Genomic DNA, 25,337 nt, shown 5'->3' with positions numbered 1-25,337 from the left:
TCGTTTAGTGTTTGCTGGCGCCAGTGGCACCGATGCCGGTCATCGAGCGGATGAACTGCGCCAGATAACGGCCACGCTCAAGGGCTGCCCGGGGCGAGGTGTCGGTGACGGAAAACAGCCATGCACTAAAGAACGCCAGGCTCATGGAAAACAGGGCCGGGTTGGAGTACGGGAACAGCGCCTTGTCGTGATGCATCACGTTGACCCACACCGCCGGGCTCAGCACCAGCAGGACAATCGCCGAGACCAGTCCGGACAGACTGCCGAGGACGGCGCCGCGGGTGGTCAGGCCTTTCCAGTACATCGAAAGGAACAGCACCGGGAAATTCACCGACGCGGCGATGGCCAGCACCAGACCCGAGAGGAAGGCAATGTTCTGCGACTCGAACAGCAGGCCGAGGACGATCGCCAGCACACCGATGCACAGGGTGGCGATTCGCGACACGCGCATTTCCTGTTGCTCGCTGGCCTGGCCTTTGCGCATCACGCAGGCATACAGGTCATGGGACACCGCCGAGGCGCCGGACAGTGCCAGCCCGGCAACCACCGCCAGGATGGTGGCGAAGGCGACCGCCGAGATGAAGCCGAGGAACAGGTTGCCGCCTACCGCGTGGGCCAGGTGCACCGCGACCATGTTGCCGCCGCCGATGATCGCGCCGCTGGCGTCACGGAACGCCGGATCGGTGCCGACCATGACGATGGCGCCGAAGCCGACGATGATCAGCAGCAAGTAGAAGTAGCCGATGAAGCCGGTGGCGTAGAACACGCTTTTACGCGCTTCCTTGGCATCGCTGACGGTGAAGAAACGCATCAGGATGTGCGGCAGGCCGGCGGTGCCGAACATCATGCCCAGCCCCAGGGAGATCGCATCGATCGGGTTGGACAGCAAGCCGCCGGGGGCCATGATCGCGTTGCCCTTGGCATGCACGGCGGTGGCGCCGGCAAACATCGCCTCAGTGCTGAAGCCGAAGTGCTTGAGCACCATGAACGCCATGAAACTGGTGCCGAACAGCAGCATCACCGCTTTGATGATCTGCACCCAGGTGGTGGCGAGCATGCCGCCGAAGGTCACGTAGAACACCATCAACACGCCGACCAGCATCACTGCATAGAGGTAGTCGATGCCGAACAACAGTTCGATCAGCTTGCCGGCGCCGACCATCTGCGCCACCAGGTACATCAGGGCCACAGTCAGGGTGCCGAAGGCCGAGGTCAGGCGCACCGGGGTTTGTTCCAGGCGATAGGACACCACGTCGGCAAAGGTGTATTTGCCCAGGTTGCGCAGGCGCTCGGCAATCAGGAACAGGATGATCGGCCAGCCGGCCAGCACGCCCAGGGCGTAGAGCAAACCGTCGTAGCCATTGAGGAACATCATCGCGGAGATGCCGAGGAACGAGGCTGCCGAGATCATGTCGCCGGCAATCGCCAGACCGTTCTGGAAACCGGTCATGCCGCCACCAGCGGTATAAAAATCGCTGGTGGAGCGGGTACGCAGTGCCGCCCAGCGTGTCACACCAAGGGTGAACAACACGAACACCAGGAACATGCCGATGGCGTTCCAGTTTAACGGTCGGGATGCGCCGTCGGCGGCCATCGCAACATCAGTGACAGCCGCCAGCGGCAGCAGGAACAGTGCAAGAAGGCGGTTCATCGGGCGCACTCCTGCTTGAGTTTTTCATTCAGCGGATCGATCACGTTGTTGGCGCGATAGACATAGAAACCGGTCAGCGCAAAGGCCAGCCCGACGATGACGACACCCACCAGCATGCCCACGGTGGTCACGCCGCCGCTCAGGGATTGGCCGAGGGTAGAAGGGGAGAAAGCCACCAGCAGCACGAAGCCGTAATAGATCACCAGCATGGCCAGGCTCAGTGACCAGTACAGCTTCTGTTTGCGACGAACCAGCTGGATGAAGTCCGGGTGCTGGCGGATGAGTTCTATTTCCTGGGGTGTCATGACGCGCGCTCCTTTGTTGTTTTTGTTTTGGGTGAAACGTTGTATTCGTGCCGAATCACCGGCCCCCTGTGGGAGCGAGCTCGCTCGCGATGAGGCCATTACATTCAGCATTGATGGTGGCTGACCCACCGCTATCGCGAGCAAGCTCGCTCCCACAGGGTTTTGCGTGAGGCGGATATCAGAGCTGATCGAAATCCAGCACCACCTTGTCGCTGATCGGGAAGGCCTGGCACGACAGCACGTAGCCGGCGGCCACTTCGTAGTCTTCCAGGGCGTGGTTGCTGTCCATTTCCACTTCACCTTCGATGACCTTGCACTTGCAGGTCGAGCACACGCCGGCCTTGCACGAGTAGGGCAGTTCGGCCCCTTGGGCGTTGCCCGCATCGAGAATGCTCTGGCTGTTGCGCGGCAGGTCGAACGCCAGGGCGCGGCCATCGCTGATGACGGTGATCTGGCTGACCGCTGAATCCACTTGGCGCGCCGCCTCACGGGCTTCGCGTTTTTGCTGGCTGCCGGCGGCGGCGAATAGTTCGAAGTGAATGCGCTCGGGCGCCATGCCCTTGGCCTTGAGGCTGTCGCGCACGGTCTCGGTCATTTCCTGCGGGCCGCAGATGAATGCTGCGTCGAGGGCTTTGATATCGAGCCAGCGGCTGAACAGTTGCTCGCATTTCTCGGCGTTGATCCGGCCGTTGTACAGGTCGACATCCTGCTGCTCGCGGCTGAACACGAAGATCAGGTTCAGGCGTTGCAGGTAGCGGTTTTTCAGGTCTTCGAGCTGTTCGCGGAACAGCGCACCGGAGCTTGAGCGGTTGCCGTACAGCAGGGTGACGCGGCTGTGGGGCTCGGTTTCCAGGGTGGTCTTGATGATCGACAGAATCGGCGTGATGCCGCTGCCTGCCGCCACGGCCAGGTAATTGCCATGGCGCGCCGGATCGAGTTCGACGCAGAAATGCCCGGCGGGCGGCATGACTTCCAGGGTGTGCCCGGCTTTCAGCTGTTCGTTGGCAAATGCCGAGAAGCGTCCGCCGGTAACACGCTTGACGGCGATGCGCAGCTCACCGTCGTTGACCCCGGTGCAGATCGAGTAGGAGCGGCGTACTTCTTCGCCGTCCAGTTGGGTGCGCATCACCAGGTGCTGGCCCTGGGTGAAGTGGAAGCTGTCTTGCAGGTCCTGCGGAATCTCGAAGGCGATGGACACCGCGTCACGGGTCTCGGCGCGCACGTCCTTGATGGTCAGGCTGTGAAATTTGCTCATTGTTGTTCTCCAGCTGGGACGGCCGATTCGCCGCTCAGATGCACTTGAAATAGTCGAACGGTTCCCGGCAATCGACGCAGCGGTACAGGGCCTTGCAGGCGGTGGAACCGAACTCGCTGAGGACCTCGGTGTGGGCGCTGCCGCATTGCGGGCACACAACCTGCGGGTTCTCGCCGAGCAGGCTGCGCTTGCTGGTGCTGCCCTCGGGCGGCGCGATGCCGTAAGCGCGCAGGCGTTCGCGGCCGCTGTCGCTGATCCAGTCTGTGGTCCAGGCCGGGGTCAACTTGCGCTCCAGTTGCGGCGCCTTGAATCCGGCGAGTTCCAGGGCTTCGCGGATGTCGCTTTCGATCACTTCGGTGGCCGGGCAACCGGAGTAGGTCGGCGTGACCACCACGTGAAGGTGACCGGCCTGCCAGTCGAGATCGCGGACGATGCCCAGGTCGACCACGCTGACCACTGGCACTTCCGGGTCCATGACCTCTGCCAGAATCGCCCACGCGGCAGCCAGGTCGGTCGGTTGAGCCGGCCGGGCGCCGAGGTCGCTGGCGATCAGCTCACCAGGTTGCATCGGGGTACGCTCGTGGCAGGCACTGCATTTCGGCCAGCAGAATCCCTAAGTGTTCGGTGTGCAGGCCCTTGCGTGCATTCAGGTAGAAATAGCTCGGCGCCGCTGGAACGGGCAGGGTGGCGCTGGTGAAGATCTGCTCGACCTTTGTCTGCCACTGGGTGGCGACGCTGGCGATGTCCGGGGTGATGCCGGCGGCGCACAGACGCTGTTCGCTGTCATCGGCGGCGATCAGTTCAACGGTGAAGCGCCAGACCTCTGGAATCGCGGCGAGCATGCGCCGATTGCTTTCCTCGGTGCCGTCGCCCATACGCTCGATCCATTCGCCGGAGCGGCGCAGGTGATAAGTCACTTCCTTTACCGCTTTGGCGGCAATCCCGGCAATGCGCTCGTCGCTGGACTGGCTCAGGCCCTGCAGCACCGGCAAATGCCAGGCGTCATAGAGGAACTGCTTGAGCATGGTTATCGCGAAGTCGCCGTTGGGTTGTTCCACCAGCAGCAGGTTGCGATAGGCGCGCTCGTCGCGACGAAACGCCAGGTGATCGGCATCACGGCCGTCGTCCAGCAGTTCGGCGGCGTACTCCAGCCAGTTGCGCGCCTGGCCCACCAGGTCGAGGCCGACGTTCATCAGCGCCAGTTCTTCTTCCAGCGCCGGGGCCTTGCCGCACCATTGGCACAGGCGCTGGCCCTGGATCAGGGCGCTGTCGCCGAGGCGCAGCAGGTATTCGATCAGATCGGTCTTGTTATTCATGGTCGACCTCACATGTGCCCGACTTCGGCCGGCAGCTCGTAGAAGCTGGCGTGGCGGTAGACCTTGTCGTCCGACGGATCGAACAGCGGGTCTTTTTCATCCGGCGACGAAGCGGTGATCAACGCCGAAGGCACGACCCACAGGCTCACGCCTTCGCTGCGACGGGTGTAGAGCTCGCGCGCGTTTTCGATGGCCATGGTGGTGTCGGCGGCGTGCACGCTACCGACATGCTTGTGGTTCAGACCGTGCTTGCTGCGCACGAAGACTTCGAAGAGGGTCCACTCGGACATTTCAGTTACTCCACATCAGGTGGCCGGATCAGGCGGCGTTCTTGTTTTGTTTTTTGCGGGCGTGGGCGACGGCGGCTTCACGAACCCAGGCGCCGTCTTCAATCGCCTTGCGGCGGGTGGCGACGCGCTCCTGGTTGCACGGGCCGTTGCCCTTGAGCACTTCGTAGAATTCGTTCCACTGGATTTCGCCGAAGTCGTAGTGGCCGCGTTCGGCGTTCCACTTCAGGTCCGGGTCGGGGCAGGTGCAGCCCAATAGCTCAAGCTGCGGGATGGTCTGGTCGATGAAGCGCTGGCGCAGTTCGTCGTTGCTCTGGCGCTTGATTTTCCAGGCCATGGATTGCGCGCTGTTCGGCGAATGTTCATCGCTTGGGCCAAACATCATCAGCGACGGCCACCACAGGCGGTTGATCGCGTCCTGGACCATGTCTTTTTGCGCCTGGTTACCGTGGCGCATCATGGTCAGGAGGATTTCGTAGCCCTGGCGCTGGTGGAAACTCTCTTCCTTGCAGATGCGGATCATCGCCCGGGAATACGGGCCGTAGGAGGTGCGCTGCAGCACCACCTGGTTGACGATCGCCGCGCCATCCACCAGCCAGCCCACCGCGCCCATGTCGGCCCAGTTCAGCGTCGGGTAATTGAAGATGCTCGAGTACTTGGCCTTGCCGCTGTGCAGCTTGGCGATTTCTTCATCGCGGTCGGCGCCCAGGGTTTCCATGGCGCTGTACAGGTAGAGGCCGTGGCCGGCTTCGTCCTGGATCTTGGCCATCAGTTGCAGTTTGCGTTTGAGGCTTGGCGCGCGGGTGACCCAGTTGCCTTCGGGCAGCATGCCGACGATTTCGGAGTGGGCGTGCTGGGAAATTTGCCGGATCAGGGTCTGGCGGTAGGCATCTGGCATCCAGTTCTTGGCTTCGATCTTGATTTCTGAATCGATTTTTTCCTGGAAGGCGCGTTCCTGTTCGGACATTTCCGAGAGGTCTTTTATGCGCTTGACGCCTGTTTCTACGAGCTGTGCGTACATTTTTGAGTTCCCGCCTTGAATCTGTTCTGGGGCATGGAGAACTTTATAAGCGATACAGAATTTAATATCAAACACAAAATGACGTGTCGTAATTGTTTTTTGTATCGCTTTGGGATGAATGGGGAGGGAGGTCGGCGTACATATCCATTTCTTTGGTAACGGCCACTGGCGGTTTCGCCCTTACGGCGACTCACTTTTTTTTCAAGCGCCAAAAAAAAGTAAGCAAAAAAAGGCTCGCCCCGAGCGTCCGGCCCCTCGCTAAGGCTCGGCGTTCCTTCGCTCCGGCATTCATCCGGGGGCATTGCCCTCCGGTTTGCTTCGCTGCACCTACATGCAATGTGTTCGACTGCGTCGAACGGCGCTGCGCGCCAATCCCCGGATGAACGCCTCCACTCAGCCTTCCGAGGGGGCGGGTGGATCAAGATCAAGATCAAGAGCTGCAGGCGAGCTAACGCTCGGCCTGATGAGTGGTGAAGAGCGTTTGTGTACGCCGATCTGCCTTTGCTCTTCTGTGGGAGCGAGCTTGCTCGCGATGGCGGCCTGACAGCCGACCTGGTTTTTGCAGATGTCCCCAACCCCTGTGGGAGCGGGCTTGCCCGCGAAGGCGGCCTGCCAGCCGACCAATTTCTTGCAGACCTACCCGGATCAACTGTAGGAGCGAGCCTGCTCGCGATAGCGGCCTGCCAGCCGACCGAAATCTTGCAGATGTACTCGATACCTGTGGGAGCGAGCTTGCTCGCGATAGCGACCTAGCAGTCGACGAGGTACATCACAGTCGAACGAATCCAGCCAACAGGCCGGCCGGTAGGCCGCCTCGGGTTAGCCGCCGCCGGCCATGGATGGCCGATGGCGGCGGGCCCACGGAGCAGGACCGGAGCGAGGGCATGCCGAGCCACAGCGAGGCACCGAACGAAAGGGGCAAGAGCCCTTGGTTACTTGGGGCTTTTCCAAGTGACCCGCCGTAAGGGCGGAACCCTAAGTGGCCGTTACCGCAGCAATGGATATGTACACCCTCAAAAATCCATGTCGCCTGACATAAAGCCATCGCGAGCAAGCTCGCTCCCACAGTAATAGTGGTCGGCGCCAGAGTCGGTAAAGCCCTGGCAAAAAAAAGCCCCGCAAAAAGCGGGGCCATAAAGGGTGCAGCAGTCATGCTTTAGGACGTTTATCCACCACGTGGCAAGCCTTGCCTTCCGAGCGCTTGATCGAATGGAACGGCTGCAAAACGATCCGCGAACTGATCCCGATGTACGTCTTGATATGCCGGCTCAATTCCCCGCAAACAGCCTTCTGCTGTTCATCGCCCAGGTGCTGGTGCTCAGCCTTGAGCTCGACATGCACATCAACGCTGTCCAGGTTGCCATTGCGATACAGATGAATCTCATAACACTCGGCAAGTTGTTTGACTTTCAGAACCTGCTCCTCGATCTGCGTCGGAAACACGTTAACGCCGCGGATGATCAGCATGTCATCGCTGCGCCCGGTGATCTTGTCGATGCGCCGCATGGGACGCGCGGTGCCCGGCAGCAGGCGCGTCAGGTCGCGGGTGCGGTAGCGGATCATCGGCAGGGCTTCTTTGCTCAGGGAGGTGAACACCAGTTCGCCCATCTGCCCGTCCGGCAGTACTTCGCCCGTGACCGGGTCGATGATTTCCGGGTAGAAGTGGTCTTCCCAGATGGTCGGGCCGTCCTTGGTTTCGGCGCATTCCATGGCCACGCCCGGGCCCATGATTTCCGAGAGGCCGTAGATGTCCAGGGCGGTGATGCCCATGCGTGCCTCGATGGCGCTGCGCAGTTCGGCGGTCCACGGCTCGGCGCCGAAGATGCCCAGGCGCAGGGCCAGTTTGTGCGGGTCGATGCCCTGGCGCTCGATTTCATCGGCGATGTTGAGCATGTAGGACGGCGTGACCATGATGATGTCCGGCTGGAAATCCTTGATCAGCTGCACCTGTTTTTCGGTCTGGCCACCGGACATCGGGATCACCGTACAGCCCAGGCGTTCGGCGCCGTAGTGCGCGCCGAGGCCGCCGGTGAACAGGCCGTAGCCGTAGGAAATGTGCACTTTGTCGCCACGATGGCCACCAGCGGCGCGGATCGAGCGGGCCACCACGTTGGCCCAGGTGTCGATGTCATTCTGGGTGTAGCCGACCACGGTCGGTTTGCCGGTGGTGCCGCTGGATGCGTGCAGGCGCACGATGTCGTGCATCGGCACGGCAAACATGCCGTAGGGGTAGTTGTCCCGCAGGTCGGACTTGGTGGTGAAAGGGAATTTCGCCAGGTCGTCCAAGGACTTGATGTCGTCCGGGTGCACGCCCAGCGCATCGAAGCGCTGACGGTACAGCGGCACGTTGTTGTAGGCGTGGTTCAGGCTCCAGCGCAGGCGCTCCAGCTGATGCTGGCGCAGCTCGTCGATGCTGGCGGTTTCCAGCGGGTCCAGCACAGGGTTCAGCACGGCTTGGGCAATTGGCATGTTCATGTGTTCACTCGAATTGTTTTTGTGTTCCAGCCCTTTTGCACAAGGGCTTTGAGTGCATGCCCCAAGGATACCTCTCGGCTCCTTGGGAATCGCGATTCTTTAGTGGGATAGACGCTCGATGATCAGCGCGATCCCCTGGCCGACACCGATGCACATGGTGCACAGGGCGTAGCGGCCATTGCGTTCTTCTAGTTCATGCAGGGCGGTGGTGACCAGGCGCGCGCCGCTCATGCCCAGCGGGTGGCCCAGGGCGATGGCGCCGCCGTTGGGGTTGACTCGCGGATCGGTGTCGCTCAGGCCCAGTTCGCGCAGCACCGCCAGGCCCTGTGCGGCGAAGGCTTCGTTGAGCTCGATCACGTCCATGTCGGCCAGGCTCAGGTTGGCCACTTCCAGCACCTTGCGGGTGGCTGGTACCGGGCCGATGCCCATGATCCGTGGTTCAACGCCAGCCGTGGCCATGGCCACGACCCGGCCACGGGCGGTCAGGCCTTGGCGTTTGGCGACTTCCGGGCTGGCCAGCAACAGCGCGCAGGCCCCGTCGTTGACCCCGGAGGCGTTGCCGGCGGTGATGCTGCCGCCTTCGCGGAACGGCGTGCCGAGTTTGGCAAGCTGCTCAAGGGTAGTGTCGCCGCGTGGGTGCTCGTCGTGCTCGACCACCTTGGCCGGTCCTTTGCGCTGGGGGATTTCCACCGCGACGATCTCTTTGGCCAGACGCCCGCTGGCCTGGGCAGCGGCAGCGCGTTGCTGGCTGCGCAAGGCGAAGGCGTCCTGGTCGGCGCGGGAGATGTTGAACTGTTCGGCGACATTCTCTGCCGTTTCCGGCATGGAATCGATGCCGTAGGTCTTTTTCATCAGCGGATTGACGAAGCGCCAGCCGATAGTGGTGTCGAAGACTTCGGCTGTACGTGAAAACGCCTGCTCGGCCTTGCCCATCACCAGTGGCGCGCGGGACATGGACTCGACGCCACCGACCAGCATCAGCCCGGTTTCGCCACTGCGAATGGCGCGGGCGGCGGTGCCGATGGCATCGAGCCCGGAGCCGCACAGGCGATTGAGGGTGGTGCCCGGCACGCTGACCGGCAACCCGGCCAGCAGTGCCGACATGCGCGCGACGTTGCGGTTGTCTTCGCCGGCCTGGTTGGCGCAGCCGTAGATCACGTCGTCAACCGTGTTCCAGTCCACTTGCGGGTGGCGGCGCAGCAGTTCGCGCAGCGGCACCGCGCCGAGGTCGTCGGCGCGCACGCTGCTCAGGACACCGGCGTAACGGCCAATCGGGGTCCGGACTGCGTCGATGATCAGGGCGTCATTCATTCGGGTTCTCCTGCGTCAGCACCGGGCCGCGCACTTTGTAGGATTTGCCATGGAACAGGGCGATCAACTGGCCCTGCTGGTTTTCGATGCGCACGTCGTAGTTGCCGGTGCGACCCGAACGGCTCTGCTCGATGCAGTCGGCGTTCAGCGTGTCACCCAGGCGCGCCGGGGCGATGTAGTCGATGCTGCAACCGATGGCCACGGTGGCTTCGTTGTAACTGTTGCAGGCAAAGGCGAATGCCGAATCGGCGAGGGCGAACAGGTAGCCGCCGTGGCAGGTGCCGTGACCCTGGATCATGTCGGCCCGCACCGCCATGCCCACTCGCGCGCAACCGGGGCCGGCCGAGAGCAGGCGCATGCCCATGGCCTGGCTGGCGGCGTCGCGCTGGAACAGCGATTGCGCGCATTCACTGGCCAGGGTCATGGCTTCATGGTTAGTCATGGAATGTTCTCCCTTCGGCGACGCGGCGACGCAGCAACAGCGACGGCCGGTAGCGTTCTTCGCCATAACTGGCTTGCAGGTTTTCCAGCGTTTCAAGAATGTGCGACAGGCCAATGGCATCGGCCCAGGCCAGCGGCCCCTGTGGATAATTGACCCCGGCGCGCATGGCCAGATCGATGTCGGCGGCCGAGGCCACGCCTTGCAGCAGGGCGTCGGCGGCTTCGTTGGCGAGCATGGCCACAGTGCGCAGGACGGCGAGGGCCGGGCTGTCGCTGAGCAGGCTGACCATGAGGCCGGCCCGTTGCAGCAGAGCAACGCCTTGTTCGAGGGCCAGCGGATCAATGCCTGCCGCATGGCTGATAGCGATGCGTTTGGCGTTGCCGTAATCGAACGCCAGATCCAGCAGGATCAGGTTGCGCAGCCCGTCTTCCCGGGCACGCTGGCAGGCCATGCGGCCATCGCTCAGGGCCAGCACCGCGTCACCCACTCGCAGCAATCCGCGGCCGTCGCGCCGGATGACTTCGACACCTTGCTCGCTCAAGCGCGCCAGCAAACCCTGGGCGATGCCAAGGTCACCTTCGGCGATACAAGTCTCGACGCTCGCGCTGCTGCTGATTTCACCTGCTTGCGGGCGTTCGGCGCCTTGGGCGTAGCAGTAGAAACCCTGTCCGCTTTTACGTCCCAGACGCCCGCCATCCACCAGTTCTTTCTGGATCAGCGACGGCAGGAAGCGTGTGTCCTGGTAATAAGCGTCGAACACCGAGCAGGTCACGGCGTAGTTGACGTCATGGCCGATCAAGTCGGTCAGTTCGAACGCGCCCATGGCAAAGCCGCCGGCCTCGCGCATCAACGCATCCAGGGTTGGGCAGTCGGCCGCGCCTTCCTGCAGCATCCGCAGGCTTTCGGCATAGAACGGCCGGGCCACGCGGTTGACGATGAAGCCCGGTGTGGAGCGGGTGTGCACCGGTTTTTTGCCCCAGGCCCTGGCGGTGTCGTACAGGCACTCAGCCAATGCTGGATCGCTGGCCAGGCCGGAGACAACCTCCACCAGCGCCATCACCGGTGCCGGGTTGAAGAAGTGCAGGCCGAGCAGACGCTGTGGATGATCAAGCTGTGCGGCGATACTGGTGATCGACAGCGACGAGGTGTTGCTGGCCAGGATGCAGTGCTCGCCGCAGATGCCTTCGAGTTGGCGAAACAGCGCGCGTTTGACCTCAAGGTTCTCGACGATGGCTTCGATGATCAGGTCGCAGTCGGCCAGGGTTTCGATGACTTCCACCGCTTGCAGGCGCGCAACGGTGGCGCTGCGCGACTCGGCCGACAGCTTGCCGTTCTCGACTCGCTTGCCCAGTTGTCGGTCGATGCCTTCAATCGCTTGGGCGGCTGCACCGGGACGATTGTCCAGCAGCAAGACCGGATGGCCGGCCTGGGCCGCGACCTGGGCGATACCGGCACCCATGGCCCCGGCGCCGATCACGGCGATGCGTGCAGATGTGTTCAATGCGGTCATGGCTCAGCGTCCCTTGAAGCTTGGGGTGCGTTTTTCCATGAAGGCACCGACGCCTTCGCGGTAGTCCTCGCTGCGCCCGGCCAGACGTTGCAGGTCTTTCTCCAGCTCGAGCTGTTCGTCAAAACTGTTGCTCATGCTGGCGTTCAGGCTGCGTTTGATCAGCGCTAGACCGTAGGTCGGTTGTGTGGCGAGGTGGCGGGCCAGCTTCAGGGCTTCATCGCGCAGTTCGGCGTCTTCCACACACTGGTAAATCAAGCCCCATTGCTCGGCTTGTTCGGCGCTAAGGCGGTTGCCCAGTAGTGCCAAAGCCTTGGCCCGGGCCATGCCCACAAGACGCGGCAGGGTCCAGGTGCCGCCTGAATCAGGGATCAGGCCAATCTTGCAGAACGCCTGGATGAAACTGGCCGAACGCGCCGCCAGTACCAGGTCACAGGCCAGCGGAATGTTGGCGCCAGCCCCGGCGGCCACACCGTTGACCGCGCAGATCACCGGCATCGGCAGGTCGCGCAACTGGCGGATCAGCGGGTTGTAGAACTTCTCGATGGACTCGCCCAGATCCGGCACGGCGCTGCCTGGCGCGACATTGCGGTCGCTCAGGTCCTGCCCGGCACAGAAGCCGCGACCTTCACCGGTCAGCAGCAATACGCGCACGTCAGGGTTCTGCCGCACTTGCTTGAGCGCTTCCTTCACTTCGCCATGCATCTGGGTGTTGAAGCTGTTGAGCTGGTCTGGCCGGTTGAGGCTGAGCAGGGCGACGCCGGCCTCGATGGAAAACAGGATGTGTTCGAAGTTCATGGTCTTGGCGTTCTCTCGGAGGTCATTCGAATTCGTTGCGGATTACTGGCCGGTGAAGGTCGGCGAGCGCTTTTCCTGGAAGGCCGCAATGCCCTCGTCGCGGTCGCGGGTGCCGGCCAGCACGGTGAAGGCGTGACGCTCGAAACGCAGGCCGGTGGCCAGGTCGGTGTCCATGGCCTTGAGCAGCGCTTCCTTGGCCAGGCGCACCGCCAGTGGCGCCTTGGCCGCAATGCTGTGAGCGATGTGCAGGGCGCGCTCGACGGTAAATTCCGGCTGGGTCACTTCGCTGACCAGACCGACGCGCTGGGCCTGACGGGCGTCGATCGACTCGCCCGTCAGCACCATTTGCATGGCCATGGATTTGCCGACGGCGCGCAGCAGACGTTGGGTACCACCGGCGCCGGGCATGATCCCTAGGTTGATTTCCGGCTGGCCGAAACGGGCGTCTTCGCCGGCAATAATGATGTCGGCGTGCATCGCCAGTTCGCAGCCGCCGCCGAGGGCGAAGCCGTTGACCGCGGCGATCAGCGGTTTGCTGAAGCGAGTAATGGCTTGCCACGAGGCCTGGCGCGGGTCGTCGAGGATGCCGACCAGATCGCGCTCGGCCATTTCCTTGATGTCGGCACCGGCGGCGAAGGCTTTGCGGCTGCCGGTGAGCACCACGGCGCGGGTGTCGGGGTCGGCTTGCGCGATGTTCAGTTCAGCGGCCAGTTCGCCCAGCAACTCGGTGGTCAGGGCGTTCAGGGCTTGCGGGCGCTGCAGGGTAATCAGGCGGACGCCAGGCTCGATCAATTCGACGGCAAGGGTCAGAGGCATGGCGGATGCTCTCACGGTGCACGCTCGGCGGGGTGCCGGCTCGTTATTGGATCGGCCGCAGGGGCCGGTTTTGCCCAAGTATAGCTATAACGTGATACGTAAATGCAATACGAAAATTGATTTAATGTGTCTTATTGGTGTGCGTTTGGATTTTCAATCTTCCCGCTGAAGGGGTGCTGATGGCGGGTTTTGCCTAGAAAACATTGGGTTTTATAGTGATTTTTGAGGCGTGCTGGCATTCGTCGGAAAGGTGTATTTCAAGTGATACGGTTTTTAGTCTTTGTGCTGTTAAAAGTGATGTGATACAAAATGAGTCACTATTTGCATCGCTTTGTGAAGGAAGCTTCCATGACCTGCTACAGCCTTGATGGCCTGACTCCGGTGGTTGATCCGAGCGCTTATGTGCATCCGTCCGCCGTATTGATCGGTGACGTGATCATCGGCCCCCATTGCTATGTCGGTCCGCTGGCCAGCCTGCGCGGGGATTTCGGGCGGATCGTGCTGGAAGAGGGCGCCAACCTGCAGGACACCTGCGTGATGCACGGTTTCCCCGACAGCGACACCGTGGTCGAGCGCAATGGCCACATCGGCCACGGTGCGGTGCTGCACGGTTGCCGGATTGGCGCCGATGCGCTGGTGGGCATGAATGCGGTGGTGATGGACAACGCCCGGATCGGCCCGCGTTCATTCGTTTCGGCGGCGGCATTCGTCAAGGCCGGCTTCGAATGCCCGGAGCAGTCGCTGGTCATGGGCGCACCGGCCAGCATCAAGCGCAGCCTCAGCGATCAGGAAGTGGCGTGGAAGCAGGCGGGCACACGTGAGTATCAGGAATTGGCCAAGCGTTGCCTCACGCAGATGCAGGTCTGCGAACCGCTGGCCGAGCCGGAAGCTGATCGCCCGCGCATCAGCGACAGGGGGTTGCGGCCCAAGGGCAGTACTTTTTGATCACCCCTTTTCCCTGTGGGAGCGAGCTTGCTCGCGATAGCGGAGTGTCAGTCACCATCAATGTTGAATGTCAGGCCGCCATCGCGAGCAAGCTCGCTCCCACAGGGATTGCGGCATTCGGTATATTCCTTTTCTTTTTTTACACGGAACGCCCATGTCGTCCCTGACTCCCTTGAACCATCTGATTACCCGCTTCCAGGAGCAGACGCCGATCCGTGCCAGTTCCTTGATCATCACGTTGTACGGGGATGCCATCGAACCCCATGGCGGCACCGTCTGGCTGGGCAGCCTGATTCAATTGCTCGAGCCCATCGGCATCAACGAGCGGCTGATTCGCACCTCGATTTTTCGCCTGACCAAAGAAGGCTGGCTGACCGCCGAGAAGGTCGGTCGCCGCAGTTACTACAGCCTGACCGGCACCGGTCGCCGGCGTTTCGACAAGGCCTTCAAGCGGGTCTACAGCACCACGATGCCGGCCTGGGATGGCTCCTGGTGTCTGGTGATGCTCTCGCAGCTGACCCAGGACAAACGCAAACAGGTGCGTGAAGAACTGGAGTGGCAAGGTTTCGGCGCGATTTCGCCGGTGGTGTTGGCCTGTCCGCGCAGCGACCGCTCCGACGTCAATGCGACCCTGCTCGACCTCGGCGTCCAGGAAGACACCATTGTCTTCGAAACCACCGCCCAGGACGTACTGGCCTCCAAGGCCCTGCGTCTGCAGGTGCGCGAGAGCTGGAACATCGAGGAGCTGGCCGCGCACTACAGCGAGTTCATCCAGCTGTTCCGGCCGCTGTGGCAAGCCCTGCGCGAGCAGGAAAACCTGCAACCGGCCGACTGCTTCCTGGCGCGGGTGCTGCTGATTCACGAGTACCGCAAGCTGCTGCTGCGCGACCCGCAACTGCCGGACGAGTTGCTGCCCGGCGATTGGGAAGGCCGCGCCGCCCGCCAGTTGTGCCGCAACATTTACCGTTTGATCTACGCCAAGGCCGAAGAATGGCTGAACGCCGCACTGGAAACGGCCGACGGCCCGTTGCCGGATGTGGGTGAAAGCTTCTATCGGCGTTTTGGCGGACTGAAATAGCACGTCATTGTTCAGGGAGTGGTGCGGTTCAGGAGACTCGAAGCATCCGATGTCGTGTGGATTGACGTAGACAATAAAAATAAGCCTGCGTGAGGCCTGACATGATTTCCACAACAGCACAGCGCCATGATGGGTTCGACCAGTGGATCCATCAGATCAACCAGATCTGTGGCGCCTTCAACGCACAACCCCTGGGCAGCGAATTTGCCGGACGTATCCGCGAATACCAGAGCGATGCGCTCAAACTCAGTTTCGTCGACGTGTGCCAGGCGCGTTTGTACCGTACGCCCCAGGAAGTCGCGGCGGGCGAGGGCGGCAAGTATTTTGCGGTGTTCCAACTCGACGGCACGGCGGGCATGGCCCAAGGCGACGACAAGGTCTTGCTGTCCCCCGGCGACATCACGCTGATCGATGCTTCGCGGCCCAGCGACTTCACTTATGGCGAAAACTCTCGGCAGTTGTCGCTGATCCTGCCCTATCAACTGGTCGAGCAAACCCTGCGTTTCAATCAGGTCAAGTGCGGCCACCGGATTGCCGCAACCTCGCCCATCGCGATGCTCTCGCACCGGTTGATCCTCGATGCCACCCGCCAGCAGCACCTGACCCGACAGGAAAGCGAAGCGACCCTGGAGGCGATTGTCAGTCTGCTGCGCCCGGCGATCAGCCAGGCCGACGATTGCACCGATGCCCATGAGCGGATCTTTCGCAAGACGCTCACCTGCATCGACGAAAACATTCGCTCCGAAGACCTGTGCCCGGAATGGCTGGCGCGGGAAGTCGGTATGTCCACCCGTGGCCTGTACCGGATGTTTGCCAAGAAAGGGCTGGTGGTCGCGCGCTACATCAAGAACCGCCGCCTGGACCTGTGCGCCGAATCCCTGCGCCAATCGGGCAAGGAGGAGAAGTTGTCGGTGCTGGGGTATTCGTGGGGGTTTTCCGATTCGAGTTACTTCTCGACAGCGTTCAAGTCGCGCTTCGGCATTGCGCCGGGGGAGTATCGCAAGCGGCATGCGTGAGATTTTGCCTGTACCTGTAGGAGCGAGCTTGCTCGCGAAAAACGTCAGGACAACGCGGGTATTCAGACAGCCCGCGTCATCGTTGACGTCCATCGCGAGCGGGCTCGCTCCTACAGGTTTTTGCGTGTGCCTTATTTCGGTGAGCTGAGGTTCAACGTTGGCGTTTCATCGAAGAAATTCCACGGCTTCAAGAGCACATGCACCCATTCGGTCGGCATGATCGGCCACTCTTCGGCGCGGGCGATGTGGGTGGTGCCAGTGGTCAGCCAGACCACGTCGTCGGTGTTCTCGATGGAGTGGTTGTCCTGGGTGAACTGCCCCAGGCCTGAGTCCTTGTCCGAGCGGTTCGGGTATTTGCCTTCCGGGTACTTTTCCTCCGGGTTGTATTGCGTCACCCACAGCTGCTTGTCCATGAAACTCAGGCGGTGGTAGAGCCATTCGTCCTTGCCGAAGTTGGCACCCTTGGCCACCGGGTGCGTGCCGCCGGCGTACGGGATCAACTGATAGGAAACCGGGTTGCCGACCTTGTTTTCCTTGCTGAAGTTGGTCAGCAGGCGCACGGTCGACGGGTCGAACTTCTGCGCCGCTTGCTGCTCGTTTCCGACCACTTTGGTTTCAGTCTGCATGGTGCTGGTGCGCGGGCCGCCACGGTCGTTGGGCAACACCACCGGGTTCACTTCCACCAGCGAATTTTGCTCGCCGTCCACGTCCATATCGAGACGGAAGTTGTAGATGTGCTGGTGTGTGGTGCCGACGATGTTGTGGTCGAGCAGGGTGCCGTAGCGCGTGTCTTCCCTGGCGGTGTCTTCGTGCATGGTTTTCGATTTCACGCCCTTGACCGCTTCGATACCGGTGGCACCGGCGTCGATGCCGATGGTCCCGTTCTGCTGGAAGACCCAGTCGAAGATGTAGTCGTAGTTACCCACAGTGCTGATCCAGCGCACCACCAGCTCACGGCGCTCGGTGCTGAGGTTGGGCTGGCCCATTTCCTGGTGTTTGTATTCGGGGCCGGCGTAGCGTTCGAACACCGCCATGGCGCGCGGGATTGCGGTCGGTGTGCCGGTGTAGTCGGCGATGGTGGCGTCCAGCAGCACGGCGTTTTGCGGGGCGTCTTTGCCACGGGCAATCGGCGAGGTCAGGGTGCCCATGCCGTAGTCGCCGGAGTCGAGGTAGGCCTTGAAGTACCAGCCGACGTCCGGGTCGCCGTAAGGCACGATCATGCCGCCCAGCGAGCCTTCGTACATGATCTTGCGTTTCTTGCCCTTGTCGTCGTAGGTGACGGTGGACAGGATCGGCCCGACCCGCGAATCGAGGCGAACATGGAAGTCCCAGTTCTGCCAGTGAATGCTGTTGCCGCTGATGGTGTAGTTCTTGCCCTCGGGCTCGATGATTTCCAGCGGTTTGACTGCGACGCCCTGGCGTCCGCGACCGTCATACGGCGTCGGATTCATCGGCACCGGAATGAGCGCGTCGTCTTCGATCTTGATCAGCTTCTTCTGTTCCAGGTCGACAATCGCCACCAGGCCTTCAATCGGGTGCGCCCAGTAGTTGCCGTCACCGGTGTTGAGGTAGCTGACGATTTTCAGCAGGCGCTTGTCCTGCGCCAGGCCGTCCTTGCCGTCGAAGAAACCGACAGTCAGCGGCGTGGCCACGACCTTTTTCACATCGTTGATGCCGCGCTTGGCCAGGGCCTGGGCGTATTCCGGGCTGGTTTCGACAGCGGTCTGCACCGTTGCGAAATCGTCCAGCAGCACCATGCCGTGGGCGCCTTCGATCGGCTTCCAGGACTTGAGCTCTTTCGTGTCGAGGTCGACCTGGGCTTCGATCACGTGCTTGCCGTCGAGCACCACGATACTCGCCTGGCGCGGCTGGGCGACGTTCTGCCCGGTCAGAGCGAAGTTCCACACCTGATCCTTCGGCGGTTCCTTGACCGAGACTTCGGTGAAGCGGAAGCCAGGCTTGTAGTTTTCCGATTTCTTGACGATGTCCACTGCCGTGGTGATTTCAGCTGCGCTCAGGGGGTTGAGCGGGTTGGGGCGGGTCTCGACGACGAAGGTCTTGTCCAGCCCGGACTGGAACACCTGGTTGATAAAGTCCTTGGACATGAACGCCGTATGGTCCTTGAACACCACCGGCACCGTCAGCTCGATACGCTTGCCGTTGAGCATCGCCACTTTGCTGTCGGGCTTGACCTTGAGGTAGACCCCGTCCTTGGCAATGGTGAACAGGTTGGCGTAATCGTCCCATTTCACCGTGGCGCCAAATTCCTCAAGACCCGCTTGCAGCGGCACCATTTCGGCGTGACCGCCGTGGGCCTGGGCATTACCCGCCCAGAACGGCAGGCCGAGGGTGCTCAGGGTGATGGCCAGGGCGAGGCGGGCCAGCGGTGTTCTCTTGGGCGATGCTTTGGGGCTGAACATGTGTGAATTCCTGGGTGAAAGCCGGGTACGGGCATTTCTGCACTTTGTTACAACCAGTCAATGGCTGCATTTGAATGCCTGCCATATTTCTTTGGTTCCGTGCCGCAATTGAGCTTTCCTGACGAAATGCACAATGGCAAGGGGATAAAGTGCCCTGTGTGGCGGACGCAAACCATTGCTTCAAGTTAATAGGAAGCATTACTATTCGCGCCCCGTCTCCACAGCACACCGCAATGACCCTCAAGCTGCCCCGCAGACACGGCTTTTTCGAGCATTACGAAGAGTTGGTTGGCACCTGGACCCGTCGCCTGAGGAATCGTCAGCAGGCCGAGGACCTGGCCCACGATACCTTCGTGCGGGTGCTTGAGTCCGATTCGGCGGTGGTGCAGCAGCCCCGGGCGTATTTGCACCAGACCGCGCGCAACATTGCCGTGGATGGTTATCGGCGTGAGGACCGGCGGGGCGCCATGGAGTCAGAGGCGATCGATCTCAGTGAGTCGCCGACCGGCGACCCGGAGCATTTCATGCACGCGATCCAGCTGGCTGATTCCATCGAACGGGCGCTCACCGAGCTGCCGGTCAACTGCCGCAAGGTGTTTGTCTGGCAGAAAATCGAGGGCCTGACCCAGGCCGAAATCGCCGAACGCCTGGGGCTGTCCAAGAACATGGTGGAAAAGTATATGATCCGCACGCTTCGGCATCTGCGCGATCGCCTGGACGGATTGCAGTCATGACCGGCCGCGCCTTCTCCTCCCCAGCCAAACAGGAACTTCCATGATGGATACTCGTGATTGTGCGTGCGGGCAAACAGCGGTTCGCGATGACGCGGCGCAGTGGTTTGTGCGTTTGCAGGAGCCTGTTGCCGATGTCGAAGTGCGGCGTCAGTTTCAACTCTGGCTGGAGCAGCACCCCCAGCACCGCAACGAATTCGAAGTGCTCCAGGGCTTGTGGAGCGCCGCCGACCTGCTACCGGCGGCGCGTTTGCGAGCCCTGTGTGAAACCCCGCCAGCCCTGAAAAAACGTCGTCCCGTGCTGCGTTACGCGGTGGCTGCCAGCGTGTTGGCGGTAGCGCTCGGCCTGGGTTTGGTCAGCGGCCTGAATCATCCTGCGCCTTACACCGCCGAGTTTTCAACGGCCCTGAATGAGCGACGCCAGGTGGCGTTGCCCGATGGCTCGGTGGTCGATCTGGACAGTCGCAGCCGGATTCAGGTGCGCTTTGAAAAGGATCGCCGCAACGTTGAGCTGACCGAAGGCGAAGCGATGTTCAGCGTCGAGCATGACACCAGCCGGCCTTTCGTGGTCGCGGCGGGCAGCGGCAAGGTCACGGTTACCGGCACCCGATTCGACGTACGTCATGGCGCCAGCGAAACCCGGGTGGTGGTGGAGCAGGGCAGCGTCAAGGTTCAAGGTCGCGACGCCGCCGATAACGACTTCATCAATCTGATGGCAGGCCTTGGCACCCACGTCGATGCCCAGGGCAAAGTTGCCGCCGCCTATGCCGTCAACCCGGCGGAAATGACCGCCTGGCGCAACGGCAAACTGGTTTTCAACAATGCCAGCCTGGCCGATGTCGCCGAGCAGGTCTCGCGCTATCGCGAGAAGCCACTCAAGGTCGCCAGTGCGGCGGTGGGCGATCTGCGCCTGACCAGCGTGTTCAAATCCGACAACACCGACGCGCTGCTCAAGGCTTTGCCGAGCATCCTCCCCGTGGCCGTGCGCACCCTTGGCGATGGCAGCCAGGAAATAATTTCAAAATAAAATTCAGGTTTTTTTCGAGTTCATCGTCTTCCTGTTCAACTGCAACTGGTTTGCATTAACAAACGCACACTCTTGCGATCCACAGGATTACGTTCGACGTGAAAAACTCCACCGCTAAAAACAACAAACTCCCCTGGTTACCGCTGGCCCTCGCGCTGGCGGTCAACGTTGCGCTGCCCCAGGCCTTTGCCGCCGATGCCATCCGCATCCCGGCGCAACCCTTGGGACAGGCCCTGAGTCAGTTGGGCCAGCAAACCTCGCTTCAGGTGTTCTTCAGCCCTGAACTGGTCGCCGGCAAGCAGGCTCCGGCGGTGGATGGCAACCTTTCCCCGGAAGACGCGCTGCGCCAGTTGCTGCAAGGCAGCGGCCTGCAATACCAGATCGATGAAGGTTCGGTGACGCTGATGCCGGCACCAGCATCGGCGGCCAGCGGTCCACTGGAACTGGGCGTGACTGACATCAAGGTCGTCGGTAACTGGCTCGGCGACGCCGATGCCGCCGTGGTGCAGAACCACCCCGGGGCACGAACCGTGATCCGCCGCGAAGCCATGGTCGAGCAGGGCGCGATGAACGTCGGCGACGTACTCAAACGTGTTCCGGGCGTGCAGGTACAGGACGCCAACGGTACCGGTGGCAGCGACATTTCCCTCAACGTCGGCGTGCGCGGCCTGACTTCACGCCTGTCGCCTCGCTCCACCGTGCTGATCGACGGCATCCCGGCGGCGTTCGCTCCTTACGGTCAGCCGCAACTGTCCATGGCGCCGATTTCCTCCGGCAACCTCGACAGCATCGACGTGGTACGCGGTGCCGGTTCCGTACGCTACGGACCACAAAACGTGGGCGGCGTGATCAACTTCGTGACCCGCGCGATCCCGGAACAGGCCTCCGCGGAAATCGGCACCACCCTGGAAACCTCACAGCACGGTGGCTGGAAGCACATCGACACGGCATTCATGGGCGGCACCGCCGACAACGGCATGGGCGTGGCGCTGTTGTATTCCGGCGTGAACGGCAACGGTTACCGTGAAAGCAACAACGGCAACGACATCGACGACGTGATCCTCAAGACCCATTGGGCGCCGACCGATGTCGACGATTTCAGCCTCAACTTTCACTACTACGATGCCAAGGCCGACATGCCCGGCGGCCTGACCCAGGCGCAGTACGACGCCGACCCGTTCCAGTCCGTGCGCGACTACGACAGCTTCAGCGGCCGCCGCAAGGATGTGTCATTCAAGTGGGTGCGGCAGATCGACGATCGCACCCAGGCCGAAGTGCTGACCTACTACACCGACAGTTTCCGTGGCAGCAACATCGCCTCCCGTGACCTGAAGACACTCAACTCCTACCCGCGCACCTACTACACCTACGGTATCGAACCACGGGTGTCTCACGTCTTCGATGTGGGCCCGACCACCCAGGAAGTCAGCGTCGGTTATCGCTACCTCAAGGAAGCCATGCACGAAGAGGCCAGCCGTGTGGCGCTGGTCAACAATGAGCCGGTCGTGCGTCCGGGGGCGGACGGCCATGTCTATCAGGACCGTACCGGTGGAACCGAGGCCAATTCGGTCTACGTCGACAACAAGATTGACGTTGGCAACTGGACTGTCACGCCAGGCATTCGCTTCGAGCACATCAGCACCGATTGGCACGATCGCCCGGTACTCGATAACGCCGGTAAACGGGTGCCGGAGAAAAAACGCAGCATCGAGAGCAATGAGCCGCTGCCGGCCCTGAGCGTGATGTATCACATGTCCGATGCCTGGAAGTTGTTCGCCAACTACGAAACCTCGTTCGGCGCGCTGCAGTATTTCCAGCTGGGGCAGGGCGGTATCGGTAATGAGCCCGCCAACGGCCTGGAGCCGGAAAAGGCCAAGACCTACGAAATCGGTACGCGCTACAACGATGACGTGTGGGGCGGTGAAGTGACGCTGTTCTACATCGACTTCGACGACGAACTGCAATACATCAGCAATGACGTGGGCTGGACCAACCTCGGCGCGACCAAGCACCAGGGTATCGAAGCCTCGGTGCACTACGACATGGCCGCGCTGAACCCGATGCTGGACGGCCTGACCGCCAACGCCGGTTTCACCTACACCCGCGCCACATACGAAGGTGAGATCCCGGGCTTCAAGGGCCGTGACCTGCCGTTCTACTCCCGCCAGGTGGCCACCGCCGGCCTGCGTTACGACGTCAACCGCTGGACTTACAACCTCGATGCGTTCGCCCAGTCCAAGCAGCGTTCGCCGGGCACCGGCGTGAACGCCGATGGCAGCTTCAACGGCGACTACATCACTGAAGGCACCGCTGATGGCCAGTTCGGTGATATCCCGGGTTACGTGCTCTGGAACGCACGTGCCGGCTATGACTTCGGTCCGCAGGTGTCGAACCTGAAACTGGGGGCGGGGGTGAAGAACATCTTCGACAAGCAGTATTTCACCCGTTCCAGCGACAACAACTCGGGTATGTACGTCGGTGCGCCGCGCACGTTCTTTGTGCAGGCCAGTGTCGGGTTCTGACCGACCTGTGGCGAGGGGGCTTGCCCCCGTTGGACTGCGTAGCAGGCCTTCTTTTAGGGCTGCTGCGCAACCCAACGGGGGCAAGCCCCCTCGCCACAATTCAGACCTTCAACACTCTCCCGCCAATGGCAACCGCCACCAGCAACACCGCCATCAGGGCAAAGGCGAAACTCAAGCTGCTGCCATGGGCGACGAAGCCGATGACGGCGGGACCTGCCAGGATGCCCGCATAACCCAAGGTGGTAATGGCCGGCACGGCGATGCTTTCGGGCATGACCGTCTGCTTGCCGACTGCGGTGTACAGCACCGGCACAATGTTCGAGCAACCGGCACCCAGCAACGCATAACCCACCAGCGCCGCCTCCCAGCTCGGTGCGAACGTCGCCAGAAACAAACCTGCGGCGGCGGTCAGCCCGCCGGACACAATCACCCGCGTCGCGCCCAACCGCCGTACGATTTTGTCACCGGTCAAACGCCCGGCCGTCATGGTCAAGGCAAACGCCGCATAACCGAGCCCCGCATACGCGGTGTCGATGCCACGTTCCTGTGTCAGGAACACCGCGCTCCAGTCCAGCGCAGCGCCTTCGGCGAGGAACACGATGAAGCACATGCCGCCAATGAACAGGACGATGCCATGGGGTACGGCAAACGCCGGCCCCGAACTCTCGCTGCCGTAGGGCAACAGATGCGGCACGGCCTTGGCCAGCGCGATCAGCAGCAACACGATCACCACCAGCGTGGCCCCCAGAGGGGAGATCCCCAGGCCAAGCAATCCGCTGACGCCTGCCGCGCCGACAATCCCGCCCAGGCTGAACAGGCCATGGAACCCCGACATCATGTTTTTGCCGCTGGCGCGCTCGACGATCACCGCTTGCAGGTTGACCGTCGAATCCACGGTGCCGAGCCCTGCGCCGAACATGAACAATGCGGCGATCAGCGCCGGAATCGACGACACCGTCGCCAGCAGCGGCAGGGCGGCACAGATCAGCAGGGTCCCGCCGGCCGTCACCCGCCGGCAGCCGAAACGTGTGGACAGGATCCCGGCCAGCGGCATCGCCAGGATCGAACCTACCCCCAGGCACAGCAGCAACAATCCCAGGGTGCCTTCATCCAGTCCGGCCCGGGCCTTGGCATAGGGCACCAGCGGTGCCCACGCGGCGATGCCGACCCCGGCGATGAAAAAGGCGATGCGCGTGGACATCTGTTCCAGGCGCCCGGGTACGAAGGTGGTTTGGCTGTTGAGGCTGGTCATAACAATCCTTGGCAAAAAGCGTCGCGTCCTCAACGGACAGTGATCGGCCTGTGAGGGTTCGATCAGTGCCCGGAAAGTTTTACGGTCAAACAGGGCGATATGGTTGCACAGCGCCAGTGTTTTTCGCGATATGTTGAGCCATTCCAATGACACACGGAGGGCGCCATGGCGCAGAGGTACGATGCACGGGGCAACATTTACATCGTGGTAACGCCCGAAGAACTGCGCCGTCAGGGCATCGACCTGCCCGACCAGGCCAGCCAGGCAGCGCAAACCCTTGAAGCCTGGGCGCTGGCCGCGATCGAGGCTTGCTGCAGCTGGGCTCCAGGCACTCAACCGTCCGGTAGCAAGGATCATCGCAGCGACGGTTTGCTGGTCGGACCGTTTCAGTCGTCGCCTCCCTTTGATCTGTTGATCGTCAACACCGACGGTACCCTGGCCGAGCGCAGTGGCAACGGGCTGACGATTTTTTCCCAGGCCCTCAGTGATCAAGGGCTGTTGCCGCAGAACGAAGCCTGTCTGCTCAGGGTTCACCACGACAAGGCTGATTCGCCTTCGCCGGGGCAGACTTCAGTGAAAGCCGCAGAGGTCGGGGGCGTGAAGGGTTTTTGGCTCGATCTGGGTCAGCCGGGGTTCGGGCCGTCGGCGGTCAGTGCTCACGGGGTTGAAGCGACGATCTTCAATGGTCGCGAACTCAGCCACGTTGAACAATTGTCGGCACTCAATAGTGCGTGGTCGCACAGCCAGTTCGCGCGGGTCGGCAATCCCCATTGCGTGACGCTGGTGGAAAGTGCCGAGGACCTGCCGAGCAACGAGCAGATGCGCGAGCCGGCGCTGGGTGAGGGGCTGACGCGAATCGCCTACGCCATGCCGGTCGGCGCAGGCAAGCCTTGTCCGGCGGGAATCAACCTGCAATGGGCAATGCGCGTGTCCGAAGGACACATCGCCGCGCGGGTATTCGAGCGGGGCGAGGGGCCGACGGCGTCGTCGGGGACCAGCGCCAGCGCGGTGGCCTGTGCGGCCTGGCGGGCAGGTTGGGTCAGCGCCGGGGAGGTGAAGGTGACGATGCCGGGTGGCACGGCGCCGATCTTGCTGGCGGAAGAGTTGGGGGAGTTGAGTCGGGTCAGTCTGTTTGGTACGGCTCGGTTAATTGATTGACTTC

General features: G+C 62.0%; 22 protein-coding genes. 7 read left to right on the top strand and 15 right to left on the bottom strand.

All coding sequences use genetic code 11. From position 1 onward, the window contains the following. Positions 1–4 precede the first annotated feature (4 nt). The 13 genes from J4D25_RS16570 to paaF all read right to left on the bottom strand — a co-directional run bounded on the left by J4D25_RS16570 (position 5) and on the right by paaF (position 13,184). Positions 5–1,651 (bottom strand): cation acetate symporter, encoded by a 1,647-nt coding sequence (locus tag J4D25_RS16570; RefSeq protein WP_057713976.1) that lies wholly within the window; start codon positions 1,649–1,651, stop codon positions 5–7. Next, positions 1,648–1,956, bottom strand: coding sequence for a DUF485 domain-containing protein (locus tag J4D25_RS16565; RefSeq protein WP_007978006.1), 309 nt, complete (start codon positions 1,954–1,956; stop codon positions 1,648–1,650). The genes J4D25_RS16570 and J4D25_RS16565 overlap by 4 nt, the downstream gene beginning before the upstream one ends. A 178-nt stretch (positions 1,957–2,134) precedes the next feature. Beyond that, on the bottom strand, positions 2,135–3,211 hold the full coding sequence (gene paaE / locus J4D25_RS16560; protein WP_057713977.1) for a 1,2-phenylacetyl-CoA epoxidase subunit PaaE: 1,077 nt from the start codon (positions 3,209–3,211) through the stop codon (positions 2,135–2,137). 34 nt (positions 3,212–3,245) lie between these two features. Next, complete coding sequence (gene paaD / locus J4D25_RS16555; RefSeq protein ID WP_057713978.1) at positions 3,246–3,779, bottom strand: 1,2-phenylacetyl-CoA epoxidase subunit PaaD; 534 nt, start codon at positions 3,777–3,779, stop codon at positions 3,246–3,248. After that, complete coding sequence (gene paaC, locus J4D25_RS16550) at positions 3,766–4,527, bottom strand: 1,2-phenylacetyl-CoA epoxidase subunit PaaC (RefSeq protein WP_057713979.1); 762 nt, start codon at positions 4,525–4,527, stop codon at positions 3,766–3,768. Before paaC ends, paaD begins: the two co-directional genes overlap by 14 nt. Positions 4,528–4,535: 8 nt before the next feature. After that, positions 4,536–4,817, bottom strand: a complete 282-nt coding sequence (paaB, locus tag J4D25_RS16545; RefSeq protein ID WP_007943393.1) for a 1,2-phenylacetyl-CoA epoxidase subunit PaaB — start codon at positions 4,815–4,817, stop codon at positions 4,536–4,538. Positions 4,818–4,845: 28 nt separating this feature from the next. Continuing rightward, positions 4,846–5,835, bottom strand: coding sequence for a 1,2-phenylacetyl-CoA epoxidase subunit PaaA (gene paaA / locus J4D25_RS16540; RefSeq protein WP_057713980.1), 990 nt, complete (start codon positions 5,833–5,835; stop codon positions 4,846–4,848). A 1,149-nt stretch (positions 5,836–6,984) separates the two neighbouring features. Then, a complete protein-coding gene (gene paaK / locus J4D25_RS16535) occupies positions 6,985–8,310 on the bottom strand; it encodes a phenylacetate--CoA ligase PaaK (RefSeq protein WP_057713982.1) in 1,326 nt (441 codons plus the stop codon). 99 nt (positions 8,311–8,409) lie between these two features. Continuing rightward, positions 8,410–9,621, bottom strand: coding sequence for a 3-oxoadipyl-CoA thiolase (gene pcaF, locus J4D25_RS16530; protein WP_057713983.1), 1,212 nt, complete (start codon positions 9,619–9,621; stop codon positions 8,410–8,412). Then, positions 9,614–10,063 (bottom strand): hydroxyphenylacetyl-CoA thioesterase PaaI, encoded by a 450-nt coding sequence (gene paaI / locus J4D25_RS16525; RefSeq protein ID WP_057713984.1) that lies wholly within the window; start codon positions 10,061–10,063, stop codon positions 9,614–9,616. The genes pcaF and paaI overlap by 8 nt, the downstream gene beginning before the upstream one ends. Further along, positions 10,056–11,573, bottom strand: a complete 1,518-nt coding sequence (gene paaH / locus J4D25_RS16520) for a 3-hydroxyacyl-CoA dehydrogenase PaaH (protein ID WP_057713985.1) — start codon at positions 11,571–11,573, stop codon at positions 10,056–10,058. Before paaH ends, paaI begins: the two co-directional genes overlap by 8 nt. 3 nt (positions 11,574–11,576) lie before the next feature. Beyond that, positions 11,577–12,368, bottom strand: a complete 792-nt coding sequence (gene paaG / locus J4D25_RS16515; protein ID WP_057713986.1) for a 2-(1,2-epoxy-1,2-dihydrophenyl)acetyl-CoA isomerase PaaG — start codon at positions 12,366–12,368, stop codon at positions 11,577–11,579. Positions 12,369–12,410: 42 nt separating this feature from the next. Continuing rightward, on the bottom strand, positions 12,411–13,184 hold the full coding sequence (gene paaF, locus J4D25_RS16510) for a 2,3-dehydroadipyl-CoA hydratase PaaF (protein WP_057713987.1): 774 nt from the start codon (positions 13,182–13,184) through the stop codon (positions 12,411–12,413). 348 nt (positions 13,185–13,532) lie between these two features. Between paaF and paaY the strand changes: the two genes are divergently transcribed. From paaY to feaR, 3 genes are all read left to right on the top strand, one after another. Continuing rightward, positions 13,533–14,129, top strand: coding sequence for a phenylacetic acid degradation protein PaaY (gene paaY / locus J4D25_RS16505; protein ID WP_057713988.1), 597 nt, complete (start codon positions 13,533–13,535; stop codon positions 14,127–14,129). 154 nt (positions 14,130–14,283) lie between these two features. Then, on the top strand, positions 14,284–15,207 hold the full coding sequence (paaX, locus tag J4D25_RS16500; protein ID WP_008003007.1) for a phenylacetic acid degradation operon negative regulatory protein PaaX: 924 nt from the start codon (positions 14,284–14,286) through the stop codon (positions 15,205–15,207). A 101-nt stretch (positions 15,208–15,308) separates the two neighbouring features. Then, positions 15,309–16,223 (top strand): transcriptional regulator FeaR, encoded by a 915-nt coding sequence (gene feaR / locus J4D25_RS16495; RefSeq protein ID WP_057713989.1) that lies wholly within the window; start codon positions 15,309–15,311, stop codon positions 16,221–16,223. A gap of 131 nt (positions 16,224–16,354) precedes the next feature. Here feaR and tynA read toward each other — a convergent pair whose 3' ends face one another. Further along, positions 16,355–18,643 carry a primary-amine oxidase gene (tynA, locus tag J4D25_RS16490; RefSeq protein ID WP_057713990.1) on the bottom strand — a complete coding sequence of 763 codons (2,289 nt, stop codon included), beginning with the start codon at positions 18,641–18,643 and terminating at the stop codon, positions 16,355–16,357. A gap of 233 nt (positions 18,644–18,876) precedes the next feature. Between tynA and J4D25_RS16485 the strand changes: the two genes are divergently transcribed. The 3 genes from J4D25_RS16485 to J4D25_RS16475 all read left to right on the top strand — a co-directional run bounded on the left by J4D25_RS16485 (position 18,877) and on the right by J4D25_RS16475 (position 22,923). After that, complete coding sequence (locus J4D25_RS16485) at positions 18,877–19,377, top strand: sigma-70 family RNA polymerase sigma factor (RefSeq protein WP_057713991.1); 501 nt, start codon at positions 18,877–18,879, stop codon at positions 19,375–19,377. 40 nt (positions 19,378–19,417) lie between these two features. Beyond that, positions 19,418–20,401 carry a FecR family protein gene (locus tag J4D25_RS16480; RefSeq protein ID WP_057713992.1) on the top strand — a complete coding sequence of 328 codons (984 nt, stop codon included), beginning with the start codon at positions 19,418–19,420 and terminating at the stop codon, positions 20,399–20,401. Positions 20,402–20,499: 98 nt separating this feature from the next. Continuing rightward, positions 20,500–22,923 carry a TonB-dependent receptor gene (locus tag J4D25_RS16475; RefSeq protein WP_057713993.1) on the top strand — a complete coding sequence of 808 codons (2,424 nt, stop codon included), beginning with the start codon at positions 20,500–20,502 and terminating at the stop codon, positions 22,921–22,923. Between the two features lie 100 nt (positions 22,924–23,023). Here the strand turns inward: J4D25_RS16475 and J4D25_RS16470 are convergent, their stop codons facing one another. Continuing rightward, positions 23,024–24,175, bottom strand: coding sequence for an MFS transporter (locus tag J4D25_RS16470; RefSeq protein WP_057713994.1), 1,152 nt, complete (start codon positions 24,173–24,175; stop codon positions 23,024–23,026). A gap of 165 nt (positions 24,176–24,340) precedes the next feature. Between J4D25_RS16470 and J4D25_RS16465 the strand changes: the two genes are divergently transcribed. After that, positions 24,341–25,333, top strand: coding sequence for a hypothetical protein (locus J4D25_RS16465; RefSeq protein WP_057713995.1), 993 nt, complete (start codon positions 24,341–24,343; stop codon positions 25,331–25,333). Positions 25,334–25,337 lie beyond the last annotated feature (4 nt).

Origin of the sequence: Pseudomonas sp. GW456-L13 (assembly GCF_017350115.1) — a bacterium.
GTDB classification, from domain to species: Bacteria; Pseudomonadota; Gammaproteobacteria; order Pseudomonadales; family Pseudomonadaceae; genus Aquipseudomonas; species Aquipseudomonas jessenii.
Note: the sequence above shows the minus strand (reverse complement) of the source record. Positions and strands in the feature narration are given on the sequence as shown.

Excerpts from the sequence above, each read along its gene's own strand:
- J4D25_RS16570 (WP_057713976.1), bottom strand. The coding sequence starts at position 1,651 with ATGAACCGCCTTCTTGCACTGTTCCTGCTGCCGCTGGCGGCTGTCACT.
- J4D25_RS16565 (WP_007978006.1), bottom strand. The coding sequence starts at position 1,956 with ATGACACCCCAGGAAATAGAACTCATCCGCCAGCACCCGGACTTCATC.
- paaE (WP_057713977.1), bottom strand. The coding sequence starts at position 3,211 with ATGAGCAAATTTCACAGCCTGACCATCAAGGACGTGCGCGCCGAGACC.
- paaD (WP_057713978.1), bottom strand. The coding sequence starts at position 3,779 with ATGCAACCTGGTGAGCTGATCGCCAGCGACCTCGGCGCCCGGCCGGCT.
- paaC (WP_057713979.1), bottom strand. The coding sequence starts at position 4,527 with ATGAATAACAAGACCGATCTGATCGAATACCTGCTGCGCCTCGGCGAC.
- paaB (WP_007943393.1), bottom strand. The coding sequence starts at position 4,817 with ATGTCCGAGTGGACCCTCTTCGAAGTCTTCGTGCGCAGCAAGCACGGT.
- paaA (WP_057713980.1), bottom strand. The coding sequence starts at position 5,835 with ATGTACGCACAGCTCGTAGAAACAGGCGTCAAGCGCATAAAAGACCTC.
- paaK (WP_057713982.1), bottom strand. The coding sequence starts at position 8,310 with ATGAACATGCCAATTGCCCAAGCCGTGCTGAACCCTGTGCTGGACCCG.
- pcaF (WP_057713983.1), bottom strand. The coding sequence starts at position 9,621 with ATGAATGACGCCCTGATCATCGACGCAGTCCGGACCCCGATTGGCCGT.
- paaI (WP_057713984.1), bottom strand. The coding sequence starts at position 10,063 with ATGACTAACCATGAAGCCATGACCCTGGCCAGTGAATGCGCGCAATCG.
- paaH (WP_057713985.1), bottom strand. The coding sequence starts at position 11,573 with ATGACCGCATTGAACACATCTGCACGCATCGCCGTGATCGGCGCCGGG.
- paaG (WP_057713986.1), bottom strand. The coding sequence starts at position 12,368 with ATGAACTTCGAACACATCCTGTTTTCCATCGAGGCCGGCGTCGCCCTG.
- paaF (WP_057713987.1), bottom strand. The coding sequence starts at position 13,184 with ATGCCTCTGACCCTTGCCGTCGAATTGATCGAGCCTGGCGTCCGCCTG.
- paaY (WP_057713988.1), top strand. The coding sequence starts at position 13,533 with ATGACCTGCTACAGCCTTGATGGCCTGACTCCGGTGGTTGATCCGAGC.
- paaX (WP_008003007.1), top strand. The coding sequence starts at position 14,284 with ATGTCGTCCCTGACTCCCTTGAACCATCTGATTACCCGCTTCCAGGAG.
- feaR (WP_057713989.1), top strand. The coding sequence starts at position 15,309 with ATGATTTCCACAACAGCACAGCGCCATGATGGGTTCGACCAGTGGATC.
- tynA (WP_057713990.1), bottom strand. The coding sequence starts at position 18,643 with ATGTTCAGCCCCAAAGCATCGCCCAAGAGAACACCGCTGGCCCGCCTC.
- J4D25_RS16485 (WP_057713991.1), top strand. The coding sequence starts at position 18,877 with ATGACCCTCAAGCTGCCCCGCAGACACGGCTTTTTCGAGCATTACGAA.
- J4D25_RS16480 (WP_057713992.1), top strand. The coding sequence starts at position 19,418 with ATGATGGATACTCGTGATTGTGCGTGCGGGCAAACAGCGGTTCGCGAT.
- J4D25_RS16470 (WP_057713994.1), bottom strand. The coding sequence starts at position 24,175 with ATGACCAGCCTCAACAGCCAAACCACCTTCGTACCCGGGCGCCTGGAA.
- J4D25_RS16465 (WP_057713995.1), top strand. The coding sequence starts at position 24,341 with ATGGCGCAGAGGTACGATGCACGGGGCAACATTTACATCGTGGTAACG.